4 protein-coding genes are annotated in these 1544 nt (G+C 58.3%); all 4 read left to right on the top strand.

What is annotated here, in order from left to right; all coding sequences use genetic code 11:
• Positions 1-45 precede the first annotated feature (45 nt).
• A complete protein-coding gene (locus tag GPK90_RS15445; protein WP_055650129.1) occupies positions 46-447 on the top strand; it encodes a cysteine-rich VLP protein in 402 nt (133 codons plus the stop codon).
• A 132-nt stretch (positions 448-579) separates the two neighbouring features.
• The gene (locus tag GPK90_RS15440) at positions 580-1170 is read left to right on the top strand and encodes a defense against restriction DarA-related protein (RefSeq protein WP_252197533.1); all 591 of its coding nucleotides are present in this window, start codon (positions 580-582) and stop codon (positions 1168-1170) included.
• Positions 1171-1182: 12 nt separating this feature from the next.
• A complete protein-coding gene (locus tag GPK90_RS15435; RefSeq protein ID WP_003500078.1) occupies positions 1183-1365 on the top strand; it encodes a DUF4316 domain-containing protein in 183 nt (60 codons plus the stop codon).
• Positions 1365-1544 (top strand): plasmid mobilization protein (locus GPK90_RS15430; protein ID WP_486463677.1); only part of this gene is annotated, 180 nt, incomplete at its 3' end. The genes GPK90_RS15435 and GPK90_RS15430, both read left to right, overlap by 1 nt.

Here is a 1544-nt window from a genome sequence, read left to right as displayed (position 1 = left end):
ATCGTGGAGCCCCGCCCTTCGGGCCATCGTGGCCCGAAGTCTTAAATGGACGCCCGGGAGCTGACCCGTGACGAGAAGAAAAAAATCCGCACTCTGGTCACGGGGATGTGCGCCAACTATGACCGGGAAAGCGGCCTGTGCCTTCCTCTTGACTGTGCCTGCTATATGCTGCACAAGTGCTGGACAGGGGCGTACTGCCGTTATTTCCGTGAGGCTGTCCTGCCCCTTAACCCGGAGCTTCAAGCGGCGCTGACAACGGAAGGCATCTCCCCGGAGCTGCGGGCCTGTGCGGTCTGCGGAAAGGCGTTTTTGCCCGAGGGGCGTCAAGCCTACTGTTCCGACGCCTGCAAGGCCGAAGGGAACCGCCGGAAAAGCCGGGAACGCATGAGGAAAATGCGGGAGAAAAGGCCGGGCGGCTGTTACGATTTGCCGCCTCCAAAGGCTTGACATTCCGGGCTTTTTTGAGGGTGTTTCCGGGGTGGGAATATCTTATTACATTCCTCCCCGGTCTGCCCTCTTATTTCGTAACATCCAGCACTTCGGGGCATGTTGGCCCGAGGCACAGAAAGGAGGTATCTCTTGGAGACAGTACAAGGATATGTGATTTTGAAAGCTGCCACCTTTGAAACCGGACACGGCTTTGCGCTGGGGCATAATCCGGGAGCGCCGAGCCCCTTTGTGACCTGGCAGTTTACCGAGGGGGAAAACGGCCATCGGGATTACTACTGGGGTCGCTATGGAACCAGTCAGGCGTGGGCGCAGAGGGACTTTGACCGCCGGGTGGACAACTATCAGCAGCTTTACCATGCGGCGGTCAAGCATACCGAGCTCGGACCGGAAGGCGTTTACCGCTATTATTCCACCCAGCGGCTCGTGGACATAGGAACTTACCCGAAGCTGCCGGATAACCAGCCTCTTTCCATCGTCAACTACGACGATGACAGGCGGCGTCCTGTGGCAGACGGCAGTCTGATGGCATGGGGCGAACTGACCTACGCAAAGCCGCTGACCGAAAAGCAGATGGAGGATTATGAACTGAAACCAGCACCGGGCAATCCTGACCGGGTGCGCCCATCCATTACCGCCCGGCTCAAAGAAGGAACCAGAGGGCAGGAACCCCCGAAGGAGCCCGGCCAGAAGCGGAGCCATAAAAACCATGAGGAACGATAAAGGAGGAACGCCATGCACGAAAAAGACAACTATCTGAAAACCGCCGAGCTCTCCACGGAGCAGAACTGCAACATGATCGACGGCGTACCCAATAATACGCCCATCCCACCCACGCCCCCGGAGCTGGACGCAAAGCCGCTGGACAAGGTAAAGGAGCCCAAAGAGCGCCGGAAAGGCCGGGAGCTGGAACGCTGATGGAGAACCGCAAGCGGAATGTCCATCTGCACGTTATGGTAACGCCGGACGAGCTGGCGGCCATCCATGAGCGGATGGCCGAGGCGGGCATTTCCAACGCCGGGGCTTATGTACGGAAAATGGCTCTGAACGGGTATATCCTGCACATCGACCTTACGCCCGTAAAAGAGCTGATCTCT

This window comes from Clostridium sp. MCC344 (assembly GCF_018785365.1).
GTDB lineage: Bacteria > Bacillota > Clostridia > Lachnospirales > Lachnospiraceae > Pilosibacter.
The sequence above is the reverse complement of the archived record's forward strand: the minus strand, read 5'-3'. Positions and strand labels throughout refer to the sequence as shown.